Raw genomic sequence first — 17,906 nt, 5'->3', positions numbered from 1 at the left:
AGATCAACCCTCCACCGCGGCAGGCGGAAGGGCTTCAGTGTGCACTCCCTGGCGGGACTGCTGACCGTCCGCCCCGAGGCTCCCCAGCAGCGTCAGGGCGTCCGACGACGGCGACCCGGGCTTGGCGGAAAACACCCGCAGCAGCTGGTCCGGATCGTCGGGGAGAACCAGGTTCTCAAAGTTCAGTTCCAGATCGCCGACGGCGGGGTGGTGGAGCCGGACCGTGCCTGCAGACCGCGTGGCTACCTTGTGCCCTGCCCACCAATGGCGGAAGTGCTCGCTGTGGACCGCGAGCTCACCCACCAACTGGTTGGCCTGCGGATCATTGGGGTGCCGTCCCACATCCACCCGCAAGGCACCTGCGGCTTCCGCAGCCACGGCCTTCCAATCCCTGAAGAGCTCCCTGGCCAGGGGGTCCAGAATCAGCCAGCGGGTGAGGTTCCGCTCCTGGGCGGGGAGCTCCCCGAAGTCGGTGAACAACAGGAATGCCATCCTGTTGCCGGCCAGGACGTCGGTCCGGCGGCCCAGCACCAATGCGGGGATGTCCCCCACCGCATCAAGGAGCTGGCGAAGGGCGGGGCGCACGCCCTGGGGAGGACCGGGAGTTCGGCTGGTGCCCGAGCAGTTTTCCAGGAGGTCCATCATGTGCGCGTGCTCGCTGCTGTCCAGGCGGAGGGCCCGCGACACCGAATCAAGGACCGTTCGCGAGGGATGGATGTTCCGGCCCTGCTCCAGGCGGATGTAATAGTCCGTGCTGACCCCTGCCAGCCGCGCTACTTCCTCGCGCCGGAGCCCGGGTACTCTTCGTACTCCGGCGGTGCCGTCAGTCCCGGCATCCTCCGGGCTTAGGCGGGACCGCATGGCTTTCAGGAATTTTCCGAACTCGGCGCTTTGACCCATCCCCTCATTCTGCCTGCCTTGGGTGGCAGCTTTCTACAACGAAGGTAGGACTGGGAGTCCTAGGAAAAACAGGGACAGGTTAGGTACTGACGTGGAGGCCAAAAGTGCATAGGCTCAGAACAGAGCCTGTCCGAAAGCGCTTTCTCAGAAGCCGCAATGTCAGGCGGGATTTCAGGCAGAATTCACCACCAGCAAGGAGCCCATCCATGTCAGAGCTGACCCTGAACAACGGCGTCACCATCCCCCAGCTGGGTTTTGGTGTTTTCCAGGTGCCGCCGGAAGATACCCAACGAATTGTCGAAGATGCTCTGGAGGCGGGCTACCGGCACATCGATACCGCCGCGGCGTATCGGAATGAGGCAGGCGTTGGCGCCGCCCTTGCTGCGTCGGGCATCCCGCGTGAGGAAATCTTCGTCACCACCAAGCTCCGCAACGGCGAACAGGGCCGTACGCAGGAAGCTTTCCAGAACAGCCGCAAGGCTTTGGGCCTGGACGTCATTGACCTGTACCTCATTCACTGGCCGGTCCCTTCACAGGGCCTGTATTCCCAGGCCTGGAAGGAGATGGAGCGGCTCTACAACAACAACCAGGTCCGTGCCATTGGTGTGTCCAACTTCCTCGCCGAGCACTTGGACAGCCTGCTGGAGTCGGCCGAGATCGTGCCGGCCGTGAACCAGATAGAACTCCACCCGAGCTACCAGCAGGCAGGTCTTGCCGCCAAGTGCCGTTCGCTCGGCATCGCAGTTGAGGCCTACAGCCCACTGGGCCAGGGCGGGGACCTCAACGGTCACGCAGTGACCGCCATTGCACAGAACCACAACGCCACCACCGCGCAGGTAGTACTCGCCTGGCATCTTGCGGCCGGCAATATCGTCATTCCAAAATCTGCCAACCCATCGCGGCTCCGCGAGAACTTCGCCGCATCGTCCCTGGTCCTCAGCGACGAAGAACTGGAATCCATCAGCGCCCTGGAATCGGGTGCGCGCATTGGGGCCGATCCCGCCGTCGCCTCCTTCACGCAAATGTAGGCAGCGCCTGTGGTGACAGAGCACCACTGTGAAACCGCACCGCACAGATGAAACCGCACCGCACCCGGGTGAAATTGATCCGGGTGAAACTGAACAGACCAAAGGACTGAGCAACATGCAGTACACCCACCTTGGCCGCTCCGGCCTCAAGGTTTCCCGCCTCTGCCTGGGCACCATGAACTTCGGCCCGAAAACCGAGGAAGCCGATTCGCACCTCATCATGGACTCGGCGGTGGACTCCGGCATCAACTTCTTCGATACCGCCAATGTTTACGGCGGAACAGAACACCGCGGCTGGACCGAAGAGATCATTGGCCGCTGGTTCGCCACGGGCGGCGAGCGCCGCGAACGGACCGTGCTGGCCACCAAGCTCTACGGCACCATGACGGACCGGCCCAACGAGTCCAGGCTGTCCGCGCTGAATATCCGCCGGGCCCTGGATGCCAGCCTCAAACGCCTGCAGACGGACTACATCGACATCTACCAGTTCCACCACATCGACAGGGACACCCCGTGGGACGAGATCTGGCAGGCCATCGAGGTGGCGGTGCAGCAGGGCAAGATTCTGTACTCAGGCAGCAGCAACTTCGCCGGCTGGCACATCGCCCAGGCCCAGGAGGCTGCGCGGGGCCGGAACTACACGGGCCTTGTCAGCGAGCAGTCCATTTACAATCTGTTCCGCCGGGAGGTGGAACTTGAGGTCATCCCGGCCGCCCGGGAGTATGGCCTGGGCCTGATCCCGTGGTCCCCGCTGCAGGGCGGCCTCCTGGGCGGCGTGCTCAAAAAGGAACGGAACGGAGTCCGGCGAACTGAAGGCCGGGCGCTGGAAACCCTGAAGAAGCACGAGGACCAGCTCCGGCAGTACGAGGATTTCGCTGATGAGCTCGGCCACGAACCGGGCGACGTCGCCCTCGCCTGGCTGCTGCACCAGCCTGCGGTCACGGCACCGATCGTGGGACCCCGTACGCAGGAACAGCTCGACGCCGCCATCCGGGCTTTGGAGGTTACCCTCGACGCCGACGCCCTCAAGCGCCTCGACGACATCTTCCCGGGGCACCGCACCGCGCCGGAAGACTACGCGTGGTAAGGCCCCTGAGCCTTCAGGCCGACACTGTGGCGCCGAGGAACATCCTGTTTATCGGTGGAACCGGGGTCATCAGCGCGGCGGCGGCTGAACGCGCCGTCGCCCTGGGCCACCGGCTCACCATCCTCAACCGGGGCCGCTCCGCGGAAAGACCCGCCGCCGATGGCGCCGAGATCCTGCACGCCGACGTCCGTGATGCCTCCGCTGTGCGGGAGGTGCTCGGCGGACGGGAGTTCGACGCCGTCGCGGACTTTATTGCCTTCACTCCGGACCAGGCGCGGAACAGCATAGAGCTGTTCCGCGGCCGGACCGGACAGTACGTCTTCATCAGTTCCGCCTCCGCCTACCAAAAGCCGCCCACCCGGCTTCCCATACTGGAATCCACGCCGCTGAAGAACCCGTTCTGGCAGTATTCACGGGACAAGATCGCCTGTGAGGACCTGCTGTTTGAGGCCTACCGCACTGAAGATTTTCCGGTCACGGTGGTCCGCCCGTCGCATACCTACGATCGCACCAAGATCGCCATGGTGGGCGGCTGGACGGATATCCACAGGATGCGGGAAGGACTTCCTGTCCTGGTCCACGGCGACGGCACCTCGCTCTGGACGTTGACCCACAGCCGTGACTTTGCCAAGGCCTTTGTGGGCCTGCTGGGCAGGCCGCAGGCAGTGGGTGAGAGCTACACCATCACCTCGGACGAGTACTTGCCGTGGAACCAGATCTACCAGCTTTTCGCCCGTGCGGCCGGGGTTCCCGAGCCCGAACTGGTCCATGTGGCCTCGGAGACCATCGCCGCGCACAACCAGGAACTCGGCGCCAATCTGCTGGGCGACCGCTCGCACTCGGTGGTGTTCGACAACACCAAAATCAAGTCCCTGGTACCGGATTACGCGGCCACCATCCCCTTCGCCGATGGCGCCAGGGAAATTGTGGACTGGTACGACGCCCATCCCGCGCTCCAGGTGGTGGACCCGCAGTTCATGGAGCTGAGCGAGCGCCTGACCAAATGGGCGCGAAGCTGACGGTCATCACCTGCATGTCCCACCAACACTCCGGGCGCAATCCTGACGGCGGGAAGAGCATTGATCGGCTGATTACTTAATGGGGGTGGCGAGGATAGATACGCTCGTGACCCCATATTTCACGGCCGCTTTGCGGGACCTGTCGGAGAGGAACTCGTAGGCATTCGTCCGAAGTTGTTCAAGGACGAATCCACTGTCTGCGATGAGCTGCTGATACGTGTCGGACTGTGCGGCTCCGCCAATGCAGGCGGCCCAGAGGTCGGCGTTGCACACGATCTGCGTGGAGAGTTCCTGGGCGGTGACGATGTCCGTGATTGCCAGGCGGCCGCCGGGCCGAAGCACCCGCGCCGCCTCTTGGAATACGGCCGACTTGTCCGGGGACAGGTTGATGACGCCGTTGGATATGACGCAATCGAAGCTTGAGTCCTCGAAAGGAAGCGCCTCGATATGGCCGTTCACGAACGTGACCCGGGAATAGTCCTCGGATGTTCGCAGGCTCTCCGCCTTGGCAATCTGTTCCTCCGTCATGTCCAAACCGACAACGCGCCCGCGAGGGCCCACTTTGAGGGCTGCGACGAAGGAGTCCAGTCCTGACCCGGAACCGAGGTCCAGGACCTCTTCACCCTCCGCGAGGCCCGCCAGGTCGAAGGCGTAACCGACGCCGGCGAAGGATTCGACAGCACCGTCGGGGGCCCGCTCCAAAACCGAGCGCGGATACCCTAGCCGTTCCGCAAGGCTGCGTCCGGTCGGGAAGTGGTAGCTGCCGGCGGGGTTCTGGGCCACTTCCCGATAAAGCTGCTTAACTTTGCTCTCCAGCACGTCGCGGTCGACGGATGTTGTGTTGGTCGGGATGTTCATGGCAGGGCCTCCGGTTCAGACGAGCTTGAGGGTGGTGTGAACACGGACGGGGTTCGTGAGGCAGTCACGAACTGGCGAGGTGTCCTGAATGCAGTGGCACAGTGCTCGAAGTTGGTCCTCTGTTGCGTTTGGACTGGAGATCCGTGGACCGTTCGGAGCAAGTGGAGGACATCGCTGCCGTTGCGGGCTGTTGCTGTATTTCCCATCGCACCGCGCCTCTTTAAGCCATGCCCAGTTCTGGAGAAACAGTATTCAAGTAATCACTTGAATACTTGAATTGATACCCTCGATGCGTAAGTTGTCAAGTAGTTACTTGAACTAGGGCGGGTGGGAAATCATGGGTGGCAGGTCGGAGAAAGAGGCGCTCTTCGATGCATTCGCTTCAGTGGCGACAGCCCTTGGCAGCGGCCGCCGTGTAGAGATTGTGGACGTACTTGCCCAGGCAGAACGTCCTGTCGATGACGTCGCGCGGGAAATTGGGCAAAGCGTGGCGAACACTTCCCATCATCTCCAGCACCTATTGCGGTCCGGGCTCGTCACTTCCCGCCGCGAGGGCACCCGGATCTTTTACCGCCTCAGCAGCCCTGCCGTGGCCAAACTTTGGGCTGCAGTGCGCCTTGTGGCTTCAGATCATGTTGCCCAACTCAACGACCTCGCAGCCGCATACCTCGGAGACCGCTCGGTGTTGAGCACCATAACCAGGGGGGAACTGAAGGACAGGCTGTCGAGAGGCGACATTGTTGTGCTTGACGTTCGGCCCGAGAGTGAATTCCGGTCGGGTCACATTGCCGGCTCGGTGTCCGTCCCGGCCAAAGAGCTGGTGGGCCGGCTGCGGGAGCTGCCTGAAGACAAAACTGTGGTTGCCTACTGCCGCGGCCCGTACTGCGTGTTCGCTGACGACGCCGTCAGGACCCTGCAGGGCCACGGCATTCCAGCCGTGAGACTGGAGGACGGCTATCCCGAGTGGGAGGCAGCCGGCCTGCCTGTAGAAACCAACCTGTAATCACTTCCCGCGCACTTCACTTTTACGACGCCGCTAAATACCCCGATTCCGCCGCGCAGGCAAGGGGTTGCTTTGTCTCCCCCGCCGCCACTAAGTTACTGGGGAAGCGTTTTCCCACTTTCAAATTGAAAGGATTCACTGATGAATCCGAGCAGGAAATCCGTGCGCCATCTTTCAGGCGCCGCCGCCGCAATGGCACTCACCGTAGGCTGCCTCGCCAGCCCGGCCGCCGCCGTCGAAACCTCAGCCATCCCAACTACGGCGGGAGTCCAACTGGACCATCTTGACCGGGGGCTGGTGGCAGCCGGAACAACGGAAGGGGTGTTCCTGAGCTGGCGGCTGCTTGGCCATGAGGCGACGGGATCAACCGCCACTGGCCTCACTGGTACGGACTTCGCGGTGTACCGCGATGGGCACAAGCTCGCCACTGTCACGGACAGCACCAACTATCTTGACGCGGGCGGAACCGCCGCCTCCGCGTACGAGGTGCGTGCCGTCGTCGGGGGTGTGGAACTGGACCGCAGCGCCACGGCCACCGCCTGGGCCGGCAACTTCAAGGACATCCCCCTGAAAAAGCCTGCCGACGGCGTCACCCCGGCCGGCCAGGCGTACACCTACGCCGCCAACGACGCCTCGGTGGCAGACGTGGACGGCGATGGCCAGTACGAGTTCATCGTCAAATGGGACCCGAACAACTCCAAGGACGTCTCCCAGGTGGGCTACACCGGCAACACGTATGTGGACACGTACAAGGCGGACGGTACGCTGCTCCACCGGATCGACCTGGGCGTCAACATCCGCTCCGGCGCCCACTACACGCAGCTGCTGGTCAACGACTTCGACGGCGACGGGCGCGCCGAGATGATGATGAAGACCGCGCCCGGCACCAGGACCATCCCGTACAAGGATGGCAACGGGGCCGGTGGCTCCTTCATCTCGCTGCTCCAGCGGGACATCGACGCCGGCTACTCCCACGGTGACGATTACCGGATGAGCGCTGAGGACTACTACCAGCACATGGTGGACACTTTCCTGGGCTGGACCGAGCACCCCGAGGTGAAAGCCGGCAACTGGCCGGCCACGTTGGAGGAGGCGTTCGGCATCGCTCCGAAGTACCAGTACCCGCTCTCGCGGACGGACGCCGAGGCTGTCACGGACTACTTCATGGACGTCTACGCCCCGTCCCGCAGCACACGGAACAACCTGCGGGCTTTCGAAGGATTTATTGTCTCCGGCCCGGAATACCTGACCGTCTTTGAAGGTGCGACGGGCAAGGAACTGAAAACTGTGGAGTACACGCCTGGCCGGCACGACGACGGCCTGATGTGGGGCGACTATGCCATGGCCCGGATCGAACCGGGAAACCGCGTGGACCGCTTCCTGGCCGGCGTGGCCTATTTGGACGGCCAGAAACCCGCAGCGGTGTTCGCCCGCGGCTACTACACGCGGACCACCCTGGCCAGCTACACCTGGGACGGCACCACCCTCTCCCCGGTGTGGAATGTGGACTCCGGCTGGGCACCCATGACCAACCCCTTCAACGACTCCCCGCATGGCCGCGACGGCTCGGATCCGGTGTTCGGCAGGCTCACCACCCAGGGCTTCCACTCCCTTAGCGCCTCTGACGTTGACGGTGACGGCAAGCAGGAAATCGTCTACGGCGCAGCCACGATCGACGACGATGGATCGCTGCTGTACAGCTCCTTCGACACCATGCCTGCCGGCAGCGCCACCCCTGGCTCAGAGGCGCGGTTGGGCCACGGCGATGCGATGCATGTGACGGACATCGACCCGGCGCGTCCGGGCAAGGAGATCTTCACCGTCCATGAGGGCGGAATACACGCGCCGTACGGTTATGCAATGCGCGACGCCAGCAACGGGAAAGTCCTGTTCGGCGCCTATTCCGGGAAGGACACCGGCCGCGGCATGATCGGCGATGTTGATCCCGCCATTCCCGGAATCGAGGTCTGGGCCATGGGGATGCAGACGGCAGACGGCCGCCCCCTGTCCGCCAGCACTCCCGGCACCAACATGAGCATCAAATGGGCCGCGGACATGACCACCCAGATCATCAACGGCTCCGGGGACCAGACACCCACCATTGACGACTGGAAGCGCGGCCGCCTGCTGACCGCCGACGGTACCCGCACCAACAACGGCACCAAAGGCACACCCAGCCTGGTGGCGGACGTGGTGGGTGACTGGCGTGAAGAGATGCTGGTCAGGACCGCCGACAGCTCCGCCCTGCGCCTCTACCTGAGCACCGAGGTAACCAACCACAAGCTGTACACGCTGATGCACGATCCGCAGTACCGTGCCGAAGTCGCCCGGCAGAACACCACCTACAACCAGCCCTCCTACACGGACTTCTACTTCGCATCCGACATGGACTTCGGCAACGTCCCGCTGCGGGCCGCCTGGCTCCCGGGCAGCGTCAAGGCCCTGCAGTATGTCCTGGAAGACCTGACGGACTCCGGCGATGTTTCCGGGCCGGTGGCCAGCCAGCTCAATGCCAGTGTGGAGCAGGCGCAGAAGGCCGTTGCCGACGGCGACAGCGCCAAAGCCGGCCAGGCCATCCAGCGGTTTGTCGACTTCCTTGGCCAGCAGAAGAACCCTGACAACGTTTCCGAAGCCGCCCGCAGCGTCCTGGGCTACAACGCCGGAAATATTCTGCGGGCGTTCAAGGGCTAGGACGGGCCGATCCGGGAGAGACTGTTGAGATGACACTTGCACCCCTCATCAAGCTCAATGATGGCCACAGCATCCCGCAGATCGGCCTCGGCACCTGGCCGCTGGACGACGATCAGGTGGCTACCGCCGTCGTACATGCAGTGGAAGCCGGGTACCGGCATATTGATACCGCCGTGAAATACGGTAACGAGGAGGGGGTGGGAAACGGAATCCGCGCCAGCGGCGTGGACCGCAGCGAAATGTTCGTCACCACCAAGCTGGATGGCCAGTTCCAGGGGCAGGACCGTGCCATCGAAGGGCTGGAGGGTTCGCTGCGGCGGATGAAGCTGGACTATGTGGACCTGCTGCTGATTCACTGGCCGCTGCCTCAGCGGAACGAGTTCATCTCCACCTGGAAGACATTCGAGCGGCTCCAGCTGGAGGGAAAAGTACGGTCCATCGGGGTGTCCAACTTCAAGCCGGCCCACCTTGAGCGGCTTATGGCCGAGTGCGAGGTGGTGCCGGCGGTGAACCAGGTCCAGCTCAGCCCTGCGATCACCCGGACGGCCGAGCGGGAATTCCACGCAAAACACGGCATCGTCACCGAGTCCTACAGCCCCCTGGGCGGTTCGGGGGCCAGCCTGCTGGATGCTCCGGTACTTGTCCAGCTGGGCGAAAAGTACGGCAAAACGCCCGGACAGCTTGTGTTGCGCTGGCATATCCAGAACGGACTTGTCACTGTTCCGAAGACCGGTGATCCGGAGCGGATGAAGGAGAACCTGGACGTGTTCGATTTCGCCCTGGATCCGCAGGATCTAGCGGAAATCTCCATCCTGGACGAGGGTCCGGACGCCGGCATTGATTCAGACGTCAGCGGTCACTGAAATGGGCTTTTACGGGTCCGCCGGCAGCGTGTGGGGTTGGCAATTAGATAGTAAGCATGATTACTATTGAGGCAGAAGGACGAAGCGTACCCGGCATACCGGGTGCCTCCTTTATTGAAGAAAAGGAAACGACAAAATGGGTTTTTTTGCATTTCTGATTCTGGGCCTCATTGCTGGCGCGATCGCTAAGGCGATCCTCCCGGGCAAGCAGGGTGGCGGCATTTTCATCACCTTGCTCCTGGGCGTTGTGGGAGCATTCCTCGGCGGCTGGATCGGCGGACTGATCTTCGGCGAAGGGCTCCAGGAGTTCTTCTCGCTGCAGACCTGGCTGCTCGCGATCGGCGGCGCCATCATCGTGCTGCTCGTTTACGGCATGATCACCAAGCGGAGCGTCCGCAGCTAACTGCGGCGCGCGGCCAGGAAACCGGCCCGGGGACATCTTCCTTGGGCCGGTTTCCTCATCTCCCGGCCAAGCGGCCGGGCTTGAAACCTTCTCACGGAGCAGGAGTTCATCATGAAAAATAAACTTCTTTTGGGTGTTGGCATCGCAGCAGGCTACGTCCTGGGATCCCGGTCCGGCCGGGCAGCGTACGACAAGCTCAAGGCCAAGGCAGCCGGCATCTGGGACAGCAAGCCTGTCCAGGACAAGGTCACCGCGGCCACCGAAGCCATCAAGGAAAAGGCACCCGAAGTAGCGGACCAATTGGGCGAGGCCGCTCGTCGGGCCGGCACCGTGATCGGGTCCGCCATGCACCATGAATCTGCCTCTGGCGACGGCACCGGCAAGAGCAGCCAGACCAAGGCTTCCGACGACGGCATGACGGTCCCAGCCTCCGCTGGGACCGGAGCGGGCATGGCAACATCCGCCGCGGACCTTGGGCCAGGAGCTGTTGGCGACCACGTTCCGTCGCACAGCACGCACCCGGAGACGGTCAACCTGGGGACGTCGGATGTTGAATCCGACCCCGCACGAAATGCCAGCCAGGGCCAGGACTGGTCGGACGAAGGCGGCGCAACCCCCGCCGGCGCGGCCACGAACGTAGATCCCAAGCGGGACTGAATTAGCGGCTCCGGGCTGACCGGTCTGCTGTAACTTAATAACCGTGCTGGCCGCCGCTACCCTTTGGGGTGGCGGCGGCCAGCGGTATATGCGGCGGCACACAATGAGGGCATACAGATGAGCAATTCCAATACCGGCGCGTCAGTTCCTCCCGGCTGGTACCCCGACCCCGCAGGTACCGGACGGCTCAGGTGGTGGGACGGCACAAACTGGACAAGCCAATACAGCACACCGTATGTACCCGCTGCACAAGTACCCGGACCCGGCGGTGCCCCTTACCCGGTTACCCCCTACATTCCCGAACGCCCCCATATCAGCAGCGAAACGCCCGTCTACAATCCCCTGATCTGGATCATTACGCTGCTGCCACTGCTGCCGGTCATACTTTTGCTGCTGTGGAACCCGGAAGTGCGCTTCATCAGCATTGGAAGCCAGGACACGCCCGCTGTCGACCCGCTGTCCGTTTTCACACCCGTCTATTTCCTTCTCGTCTTTTCGGGTTTCCTCACCTACGCCGCTTCTGTGCTGTTGGCGTACTTTGACAGCGAACGGCTCAAGCGGGACGGGGTGGTCAGGCCCTTCCACTGGGCATGGAGTTTCCTCAACAGCGCGGTATATGTCATTGGGCGCTCGGTGATCGTCCATAAGGTTGCGCCCGGACGCGGCCTGCTGCCCGTCTGGGTGACCATTGGCGTTTTCGTTCTCAGCTCCGTGGTGTCCACCATCAAAATGTCGGCGCTCCTGTCCTCGGTCATGTCGTCCGTTATGTCCATTCCGAGCTGACTGGTTCTACTCTGGCTGCGCTAAATCTGCTGATCCGTTAAATGTCACACTCCCTTGGCAGAGTGGACCTATGGAAGCCATCGGGGAACAGCTTGGGGGCACGGCGCCACCGTAGCCACGCTTTCCCGGGCGTCCCGCGATGCCCATCGGGCCCGCTCCCTCCAGGATCACGGCGCTAAATCCGGTGACCCTGTTAATGTCATACCCCCTTGGCAGAGTGGACCTATGGAAGCCATCGGGGAACAGCTTGCAGAGCAGGGCGGGGCTGCCCTCCTGACACCCGCAGGCACCCCGGCAGCAGCCCTTTCAAATTCAACTAAAGCGTCCGACGGCGGCGGCTGGGAGCGCGGGCTGTCCCACCTTCGTGCCGTCCCGGCCAACCCAGTCTGGACGGCTGAGACTGACACGTGCGCCAGGGCGGCCGGGCCCGCTGAGGCCGCAGGCGTAACTGAGACCATGGGGCTGGCCGGCCTTGTTTCGCTTCTGAACCGGGCCGCCGCTGCCGCTCCGGAAACTCTGGCGCTGGCAGGCTACGTGGAGGCTTCAAACTTCGCCGGCCTGGTCGAAGAGTTCTCTCGGACCGTGGACTACCTGCAAATCCTCTCCGCCGGCGCCGTGGACCGCACGCGGACCCAGGCCATCATCGAAGCCAACACCAGAACCCGCCGCACCAGCGCCAGCACAGCATCAGCCAGCACCGGCACCACCGGCTGGGTCACCGGCCGGGACAGCGGAACCGAAACCCTCCCCGAGACCGACGCCGCCTGGCCCGCCACCAGCCCCACAAGCACAAAACCGGAAATGTCAGTGCCGCGGTCCCCGGCCGATGACGGATGCCGGAACACCGCCGAGTTCCTGCGCCTCAGACTCAGGATCGGCATCAGCGAGGCCCGCCGCCGGCTCCACCTCGCCCACGACACCCTTCCCGCCACTACCCTCACCGGAGACCCCACACCCCCACCCCGGGAACACCTCGCCACAGCACTGGCACCAGCAACCGGCACCGAAGAAGCCGACACAGAACAAACCGACACCGAGGCGGGACTGGCTGTCACCGGTACCGTGGGCAGCCCGGTGGTGTCCTCCCGGGCCGGGACCATCATCGCCACCACCCTGGACCGGCTCCGGCACCACACCACCCCCGACACCCTCACCCGGATCGAACAGCACCTCACCGGCACCGCAGCCACCGCAGACCCCGACTTCCTCACCCGCGTCGCCCGCCGCTGGTCAGACACCATCGACGCCGACGGCACCGAACCCAGCGAAGAAGCACTCCGCCACACCCAAGGCGCCTTCATCCGCAAACCCCGCCACGGCCTCCACCGCATCGAAATCTTCGCCACCACCGACCAATACGAACACTTCCTCACCGTCATGAACACTGCCACCAACCCCCGCAGCACCACCCCACCCACCAGCACCGAAACCGGTACTGGCACGAGTGACGGCGCGGGCGGACTTCTCCAGGTCTGGCAGGACGCGGACGTGGACCTGGACCGGCGCACCCGCTCCCAAAAACAACTCGACGGCATCATCACCGCCATCAAAGCCGCCCTCACCACCAACACCCTGCCCACCACCGGTGGCAACAGACCCCAAATCCTCGCCACCATCAACTACCAGGACCTCCTCCCCCACCTCCCCCAACCCACCGCACCACAGGCACGGGCCCAGGCACGGGGACCGGCGCAGAGTCAGGGACCGGGAACTTCACCTTCACCGGACCCGTCGCCGCCACCACCCTGCGCAAAATCGCCTGCGACGCCGACATCATCCCCGCCCTCCTGGGCACCAACAGCGAAATCCTGGACCTCGGCCGCAAAACCCGCCTCTTCACCACCGCCCAACGCCTCGCCCTTACCGCCCGCGACCAAGGCTGCACCTTCCCCAACTGCACCATCCCCGCCCCCTGGTGCGAAGCCCACCACATCACCTACTGGTCACACGGCGGCCCCACCACCACCAACAACGGCGCGCTCCTCTGCCCACACCACCACCACCTCATCCACAAAGAACAATGGACCATCCACACCCACCACGGCACCCCCTGGTACACACCCCCACCCCACATCGACCCCCACCAAAAACCCCAACAAAACAACTACTTCAAACCACCCCCACCACCACAGAAATAAACCTGCCCTCGCCCCGCGCTGAAGGCCTCCATGCCCTAGGTAGCACCTGCCCGTAGGGCGGTTCAGGATGAAATGATTCGGCTTCCCTGGCCACCGGACGCTTCCACGGACTGGCTGACGTGACTGAAAGCTGCCGCGGGACCGATGAAACAGTGAAATGCACTTGGTCGAGATATCGGCCGTCGCTAGAGGACTGCAGTGCCCGTGGTCGTTTTTGCTGGATGTTCGAGCCAGCTGTACTCCAACATTCTTTTGGGAACAGGAATATCGAACAGAAGTGACCCTTTGTGCAGAGGGGAAGCCTATGCCCAGCAATTGCAATACGCAGCAGTTGTCGTTCAAAGTCGTCACGTGGCTTACTGCAGGAGGAGCGTCACGCCAGCCAACAGTTCAGCCTTTGCTATGGAAGCAGCGACGAAGGCCCCGGAGGCCTATCCAAGGATCTGCACACATCCTAAAATGGGCTTGCTGCCTTGGATGCAGCCGGCTCACGGAAAGCCCCGAAAGGCTTTGCAACTTTTCTGGCTGCCCCGCACACCATGCCATGGGCTGGACTGGCACAGAACATCGTCCCGCAACCAAAGAAGCACGCGCGTGTTCATCCGCCAATCGGTTCCGATTTTCATTGCCCCCCATCCGCAAGTTTCATCCCGTTCGCCACCACCAACTCCGGCGGCGCGCCCATACTGCGCACTTTCTGATGCCCCCGGACGGGACAGACGCCGGTTGGAGTCGAACCTCCAGCCGTATGCAAGGCCGGAAACATCCACGGTCATTGAAGTTCTTGCCTCTTAGGAAGGGACAGTCAGTATGGCATCCCGCCGGAGAGACCAAAAGTGAAAGGAAACAAGCCATGACCACTCAGAGCTACGGCGCAGGCGGCCCTGCTCAGGCCAGACCCCTGGACATCAGGCAGGCACTCGAGGCGTCGAGTCAGGCGATGAACGCCCATGATGTCCACGCTTTTGCCAGCTTCTATGCGGACAACGCCGTCGTGGTAGATCCCCAGTACCCAGAACCGCTACGTGGCCTGGCGGCAATCGAGCAGGACGCGGGGGTGTTCACTAAAGCATTTCCGGATCTCCAGTTCTCGATAACCAGCATTCTGGTAGAGGGTCGTATGGCTGCCGGCGAGGGCACAATCTCCGGCACGAATACCGGACCGCTCCCACTGCCCAGTGGAGAGGAGATCCCGGCTACGGGTCGACGGCTGGAGTTCCCCATGGCCTTCTTCAGCCGCTTCGATGAAGCAGGGAAGATCGTCGAGGAACGCCGCTACTACGACCTCGCGACGCAGCAGGAGCAACTGGGGCTGGCCTAGGTTATCTGGGCAGCGACAAGGTGAGCTCGGCGCCGTCCTCCGCGGCGGCGCCGAGTCTTATTGGACACGATTTAACATCAGCGATGGCTGTGCGATGCCAATGGATGTGGAAACGTCCGGTTCATCCGCTGGATGTTCGAGCCAGCTCATGCCGTGTCTCCGGGGATGAACAGCATGGCCACCACCAGCCCCACGCCCACTGTCTGCAGTGCCACCAGGAAACTGAGGTGCCTTGCTGCACTGTCTTACCGACTCAAGGGTCTTCTCGTTTCTGCGCCGGACAAGCTCCGGGCGAAATATCGTGGGCTTGGCACGGCCGCGATGATTACCGCCCTGCAGCGAGCCAGGCCTTCGGGCCACTGCAGTTGACCTAATCTCGCTGACGGTGTTACGCACTCGTTTAGGGGAGCCACTCTTGGGTCATGTCTACTCCGGCGCACAAATTTGACGCCTATAGGAGCATCGCCTTAGACAAACAGGGCCAGGGTTTCAGGAGCTCTGCGACGGGAACACCGGAGCCGCAGGACCGCTTCCTGGATGCAGCGCAGCGGAGCCCAGGGCTTGAGGAACGGGTTATTCCCGCTGGCGGTCAGGTGGAGCCGTCTGCGCAGCTCAAAGCTGTCCCCCATTGGGCACAACCCGTTCCTGTCGGACCCCTCCCCCATACTGAACACTTGCGGCTTTACCAGCCGCTTTTTATTGGCGTGTCTATTCGAATGTATCTGCAGTGCCGTCGCCAGATGCTGCCGTGCCCATCGCAGCAGTGCCGATCACAACTGTGCCATCCAGCTCATCGGAGTGGATAGTCCTTGTCTCCAGTCCTGCCGCTGCAAGGACGCCGGCAGTCTCAAGGGCCTGCCTCCTACTTGTTTCGATGAGGATATGCCCGCCAGAACCCAGCCATTCCCGGGCACCAGCCGCCACCCGGCGATGGACGTCCAGGCCGTCAGTACCGCCGTCGAGGGAGATGAGCGGCTCGTGCTCCCGGGCTTCGGGCGGCATCGTGGCGATGGCATCCGTTGGAACATATGGAGCATTCACCGCCAGAAGTGTCACGTTTCCCTTGAGCGCCGGTGGAAGGGCCTCGTACAGGTCGCCATGGTGAACCTGCCCGCCCAGAAGCCCCACGTTACGGGCGGCGCACTTCACTGCTGCCGAATCGATGTCCGCGGCATGAAGCTCAAGCCCGCCTACCCGACTTGCAAGCGCCGCGCCCACCGCGCCGGAACCGCAGCAGAGATCAACCAGGACGACTGCTTCATCATGCGCAGACAAGTGCAGGCCGAGGCCGGCCCGGCTTCCTCGCCTGGATCCTTGCCGGCTGACTCCCATGGCTCCACCCCTGGACCCTAGCCCAGATCCCTCCAGCAGTTCCGCAGCGAGATGAACCAGCAGCTCGGTACGGCGGCGGGGAACGAACACTCCTGGATCCACGGCTATTCGGGCCCCACAAAACTGGGCCCAACCAAGAATGTGCTCCACCGGATACCCGGCAATCCGCCGCTCAACAGCATGAGCGAGATCATCAGGGTTCGTAAAAGCGTCGAGAAGAAGTTGCGCCTCCTCCTCGGCGAATACGCAGCCCGCAGCACGAAGCCGTGCGGTATTTTCTGCAGCCAGGGTCCCGGAGAAATGGTGCTGGCGGGAGGGGATCGGAGAGTAGTCCTGTTTAGGTGCTGACACGGGAACGCCTTTCGGTGAGCCTATGGGCACTCCTGGCATCTAGGCCTGGCGGCCTGGACGGCAACGTGAGGGAGTACCCGAAACTGATACAGCGGTAATGGGACTCACCTCCTTCTGCCATGGCTGGAAACTCCATGCTAACTGAAGCCGAAATGCAGCCCCAGGAAGGCAATCTCTTGGCAGGATAGAAGCCATGACTTCTCCTGCGCGGCACTCACTGATCTGGACCGGCACTTATACCCAGGACGGCGGCGGCCGGGCAGAGGGGATTGGTGCTATATCCGCCAGCAACGACGGGACGCTCGAATGGCTGGGTACGGCAACCAAGGCCGATTCGCCGTCGTTCCTTGCGGTTCACCCCACCCTTCCCGTGGTCTACGCCGTCGCCGAGCAGGCCGGAACGGTCCAGGCTTACCGCCGGTCCGGGGAGTTCGGCCTGGAACAGTTCGGCGAACCCCAACCGGCCGGGGAGGCCGCGTGCCACGTTGCCGTGGATCCGCTGGCGCGCTTCGTCACCGTCACCTGTTGGGGGGACGGCCAGGTCCTGCTCTATGAACTGGATCGCGACGGCGGGATCACCGGGCGGTCTGCTGCGCCAGCATCGGTTGACCCGCACGGAAGCCAGACGCCGGGCGAGCCCCGGCAAAGCCGGGCCCACGCAAGTCTTATGCTCGCCGACGGGCGCGTCATGACAACGGACCTCGGACACGACACACTCCGCATCTGGCGGTTTGAGCCCGGCACCGGGCTGATTGCGGACCACGAGGTTGCACTCCCTTACGGCAGCGGCCCACGCCACCTGGTGCAGCACACCAGCGGGAGCGTTTTTGTGGTCTCAGAGTATTCCATCGAGGTTTTCGTGCTCAGGGCGGATGCCGGGACCTTTGAGCTGATCAACCGCGGTCCGGCGACCTCCGGCGGTAGCCTTCCCGGCGATTCGGCCGCGGAGATCTGCCTCAGCCAGAGCGGGGACCACGCGTATGTCGGTGTGCGCGGCTCCAACCTGATCAGTGTTCTCCTGGTGGGTGCCGACGGCGCAGAGGTTGCGCCCCTGGCCGACTTCACCAGCGGCGGGGACTGGCCCCGGCATCACCTGGTCAGGGGCCCCTGGCTGCACGTGGCTCATGAGCGTTCAGACGAGGTTGCCACCTTCGCTTTGGACGCGTCAACAGGCTTGCCCGGGCCCGTTGTGCACAGGTTGCAGACCCCCTCGCCCACTGCTTTGGTGCCCGCCAACTAGTACTCGAAGGCATTTCGCAAAACACTGGAAATATTCGGTGCAAGCGCTTACAGTTGTGACTTGGTTCACAGCTGGCGACCAACCTCCTGCTGGACCAGCCCCTCACCGCACCCAAGCAAGAACGTGCACCTGTTCAGCAACGCCGCTACCAGGAAGGTCTCTCCTGACGTGAATGCCCGCACCCCCGGAGGCTCCACCCAACGCCTCATACCGTCGCACCGAAGCCGCAAGC

Annotated in this window: 15 protein-coding genes and 1 pseudogene; 13 read left to right on the top strand and 3 right to left on the bottom strand. The window is 63.2% G+C overall.

The window, feature by feature from the left end; all coding sequences use genetic code 11:
* Positions 1–3 precede the first annotated feature (3 nt).
* Complete coding sequence (locus M1E17_RS02185; RefSeq protein ID WP_457965144.1) at positions 4–900, bottom strand: helix-turn-helix transcriptional regulator; 897 nt, start codon at positions 898–900, stop codon at positions 4–6.
* A 206-nt stretch (positions 901–1,106) separates the two neighbouring features.
* On the opposite strand from M1E17_RS02185, the gene M1E17_RS02180 reads away from it, so the two are divergent.
* From M1E17_RS02180 to M1E17_RS02170, 3 genes are all read left to right on the top strand, one after another.
* Positions 1,107–1,928 carry an aldo/keto reductase gene (locus tag M1E17_RS02180; RefSeq protein ID WP_457965142.1) on the top strand — a complete coding sequence of 274 codons (822 nt, stop codon included), beginning with the start codon at positions 1,107–1,109 and terminating at the stop codon, positions 1,926–1,928.
* 115 nt (positions 1,929–2,043) lie between these two features.
* The gene (locus tag M1E17_RS02175; protein WP_457965140.1) at positions 2,044–3,015 is read left to right on the top strand and encodes an aldo/keto reductase; all 972 of its coding nucleotides are present in this window, start codon (positions 2,044–2,046) and stop codon (positions 3,013–3,015) included.
* Positions 3,009–4,034, top strand: a complete 1,026-nt coding sequence (locus M1E17_RS02170) for an SDR family oxidoreductase (protein WP_457965139.1) — start codon at positions 3,009–3,011, stop codon at positions 4,032–4,034. Before M1E17_RS02175 ends, M1E17_RS02170 begins: the two co-directional genes overlap by 7 nt.
* A 72-nt stretch (positions 4,035–4,106) precedes the next feature.
* Here the strand turns inward: M1E17_RS02170 and M1E17_RS02165 are convergent, their stop codons facing one another.
* Entirely contained in the window at positions 4,107–4,892 is a 786-nt protein-coding gene (locus M1E17_RS02165) for a methyltransferase domain-containing protein (protein WP_457965137.1), read from the bottom strand.
* A 337-nt stretch (positions 4,893–5,229) separates the two neighbouring features.
* Here M1E17_RS02165 and M1E17_RS02160 point away from each other — a divergent pair, with 337 nt between their 5' ends.
* From M1E17_RS02160 to M1E17_RS02120, 9 genes and pseudogenes are all read left to right on the top strand, one after another.
* Entirely contained in the window at positions 5,230–5,895 is a 666-nt protein-coding gene (locus tag M1E17_RS02160; RefSeq protein ID WP_457965136.1) for an ArsR/SmtB family transcription factor, read from the top strand.
* Between the two features lie 141 nt (positions 5,896–6,036).
* Complete coding sequence (locus tag M1E17_RS02155) at positions 6,037–8,586, top strand: rhamnogalacturonan lyase (RefSeq protein WP_457965134.1); 2,550 nt, start codon at positions 6,037–6,039, stop codon at positions 8,584–8,586.
* A gap of 29 nt (positions 8,587–8,615) precedes the next feature.
* Positions 8,616–9,449: an aldo/keto reductase gene (locus M1E17_RS02150; RefSeq protein ID WP_457965132.1), complete on the top strand. Its 834-nt coding sequence runs from the start codon at positions 8,616–8,618 to the stop codon at positions 9,447–9,449.
* Positions 9,450–9,585: 136 nt separating this feature from the next.
* Entirely contained in the window at positions 9,586–9,852 is a 267-nt protein-coding gene (locus tag M1E17_RS02145) for a GlsB/YeaQ/YmgE family stress response membrane protein (protein WP_267277437.1), read from the top strand.
* A 111-nt stretch (positions 9,853–9,963) separates the two neighbouring features.
* Complete coding sequence (locus M1E17_RS02140) at positions 9,964–10,509, top strand: hypothetical protein (RefSeq protein WP_457965130.1); 546 nt, start codon at positions 9,964–9,966, stop codon at positions 10,507–10,509.
* A gap of 117 nt (positions 10,510–10,626) precedes the next feature.
* A complete protein-coding gene (locus M1E17_RS02135) occupies positions 10,627–11,292 on the top strand; it encodes a DUF2510 domain-containing protein (protein WP_457965129.1) in 666 nt (221 codons plus the stop codon).
* 225 nt (positions 11,293–11,517) lie between these two features.
* Positions 11,518–12,864: pseudogene (locus tag M1E17_RS02130) on the top strand (DUF222 domain-containing protein); the annotation flags it as partial.
* A complete protein-coding gene (locus tag M1E17_RS02125) occupies positions 12,765–13,430 on the top strand; it encodes an HNH endonuclease signature motif containing protein (RefSeq protein WP_457967940.1) in 666 nt (221 codons plus the stop codon). The pseudogene M1E17_RS02130 and the gene M1E17_RS02125, both read left to right, overlap by 100 nt.
* 853 nt (positions 13,431–14,283) lie before the next feature.
* Positions 14,284–14,751, top strand: coding sequence for an ester cyclase (locus M1E17_RS02120; RefSeq protein WP_457965127.1), 468 nt, complete (start codon positions 14,284–14,286; stop codon positions 14,749–14,751).
* Between the two features lie 708 nt (positions 14,752–15,459).
* Here the strand turns inward: M1E17_RS02120 and M1E17_RS02115 are convergent.
* Positions 15,460–16,434, bottom strand: coding sequence for a methyltransferase (locus M1E17_RS02115; RefSeq protein ID WP_457965125.1), 975 nt, complete (start codon positions 16,432–16,434; stop codon positions 15,460–15,462).
* Between the two features lie 193 nt (positions 16,435–16,627).
* Here M1E17_RS02115 and M1E17_RS02110 point away from each other — a divergent pair, with 193 nt between their 5' ends.
* Positions 16,628–17,674, top strand: a complete 1,047-nt coding sequence (locus tag M1E17_RS02110) for a lactonase family protein (RefSeq protein ID WP_457965124.1) — start codon at positions 16,628–16,630, stop codon at positions 17,672–17,674.
* Positions 17,675–17,906 lie beyond the last annotated feature (232 nt).

The sequence above is a fragment of the Arthrobacter sp. D1-29 genome (assembly GCF_054130585.1).
Note: the sequence above shows the minus strand (reverse complement) of the source record. Positions and strands in the feature narration are given on the sequence as shown.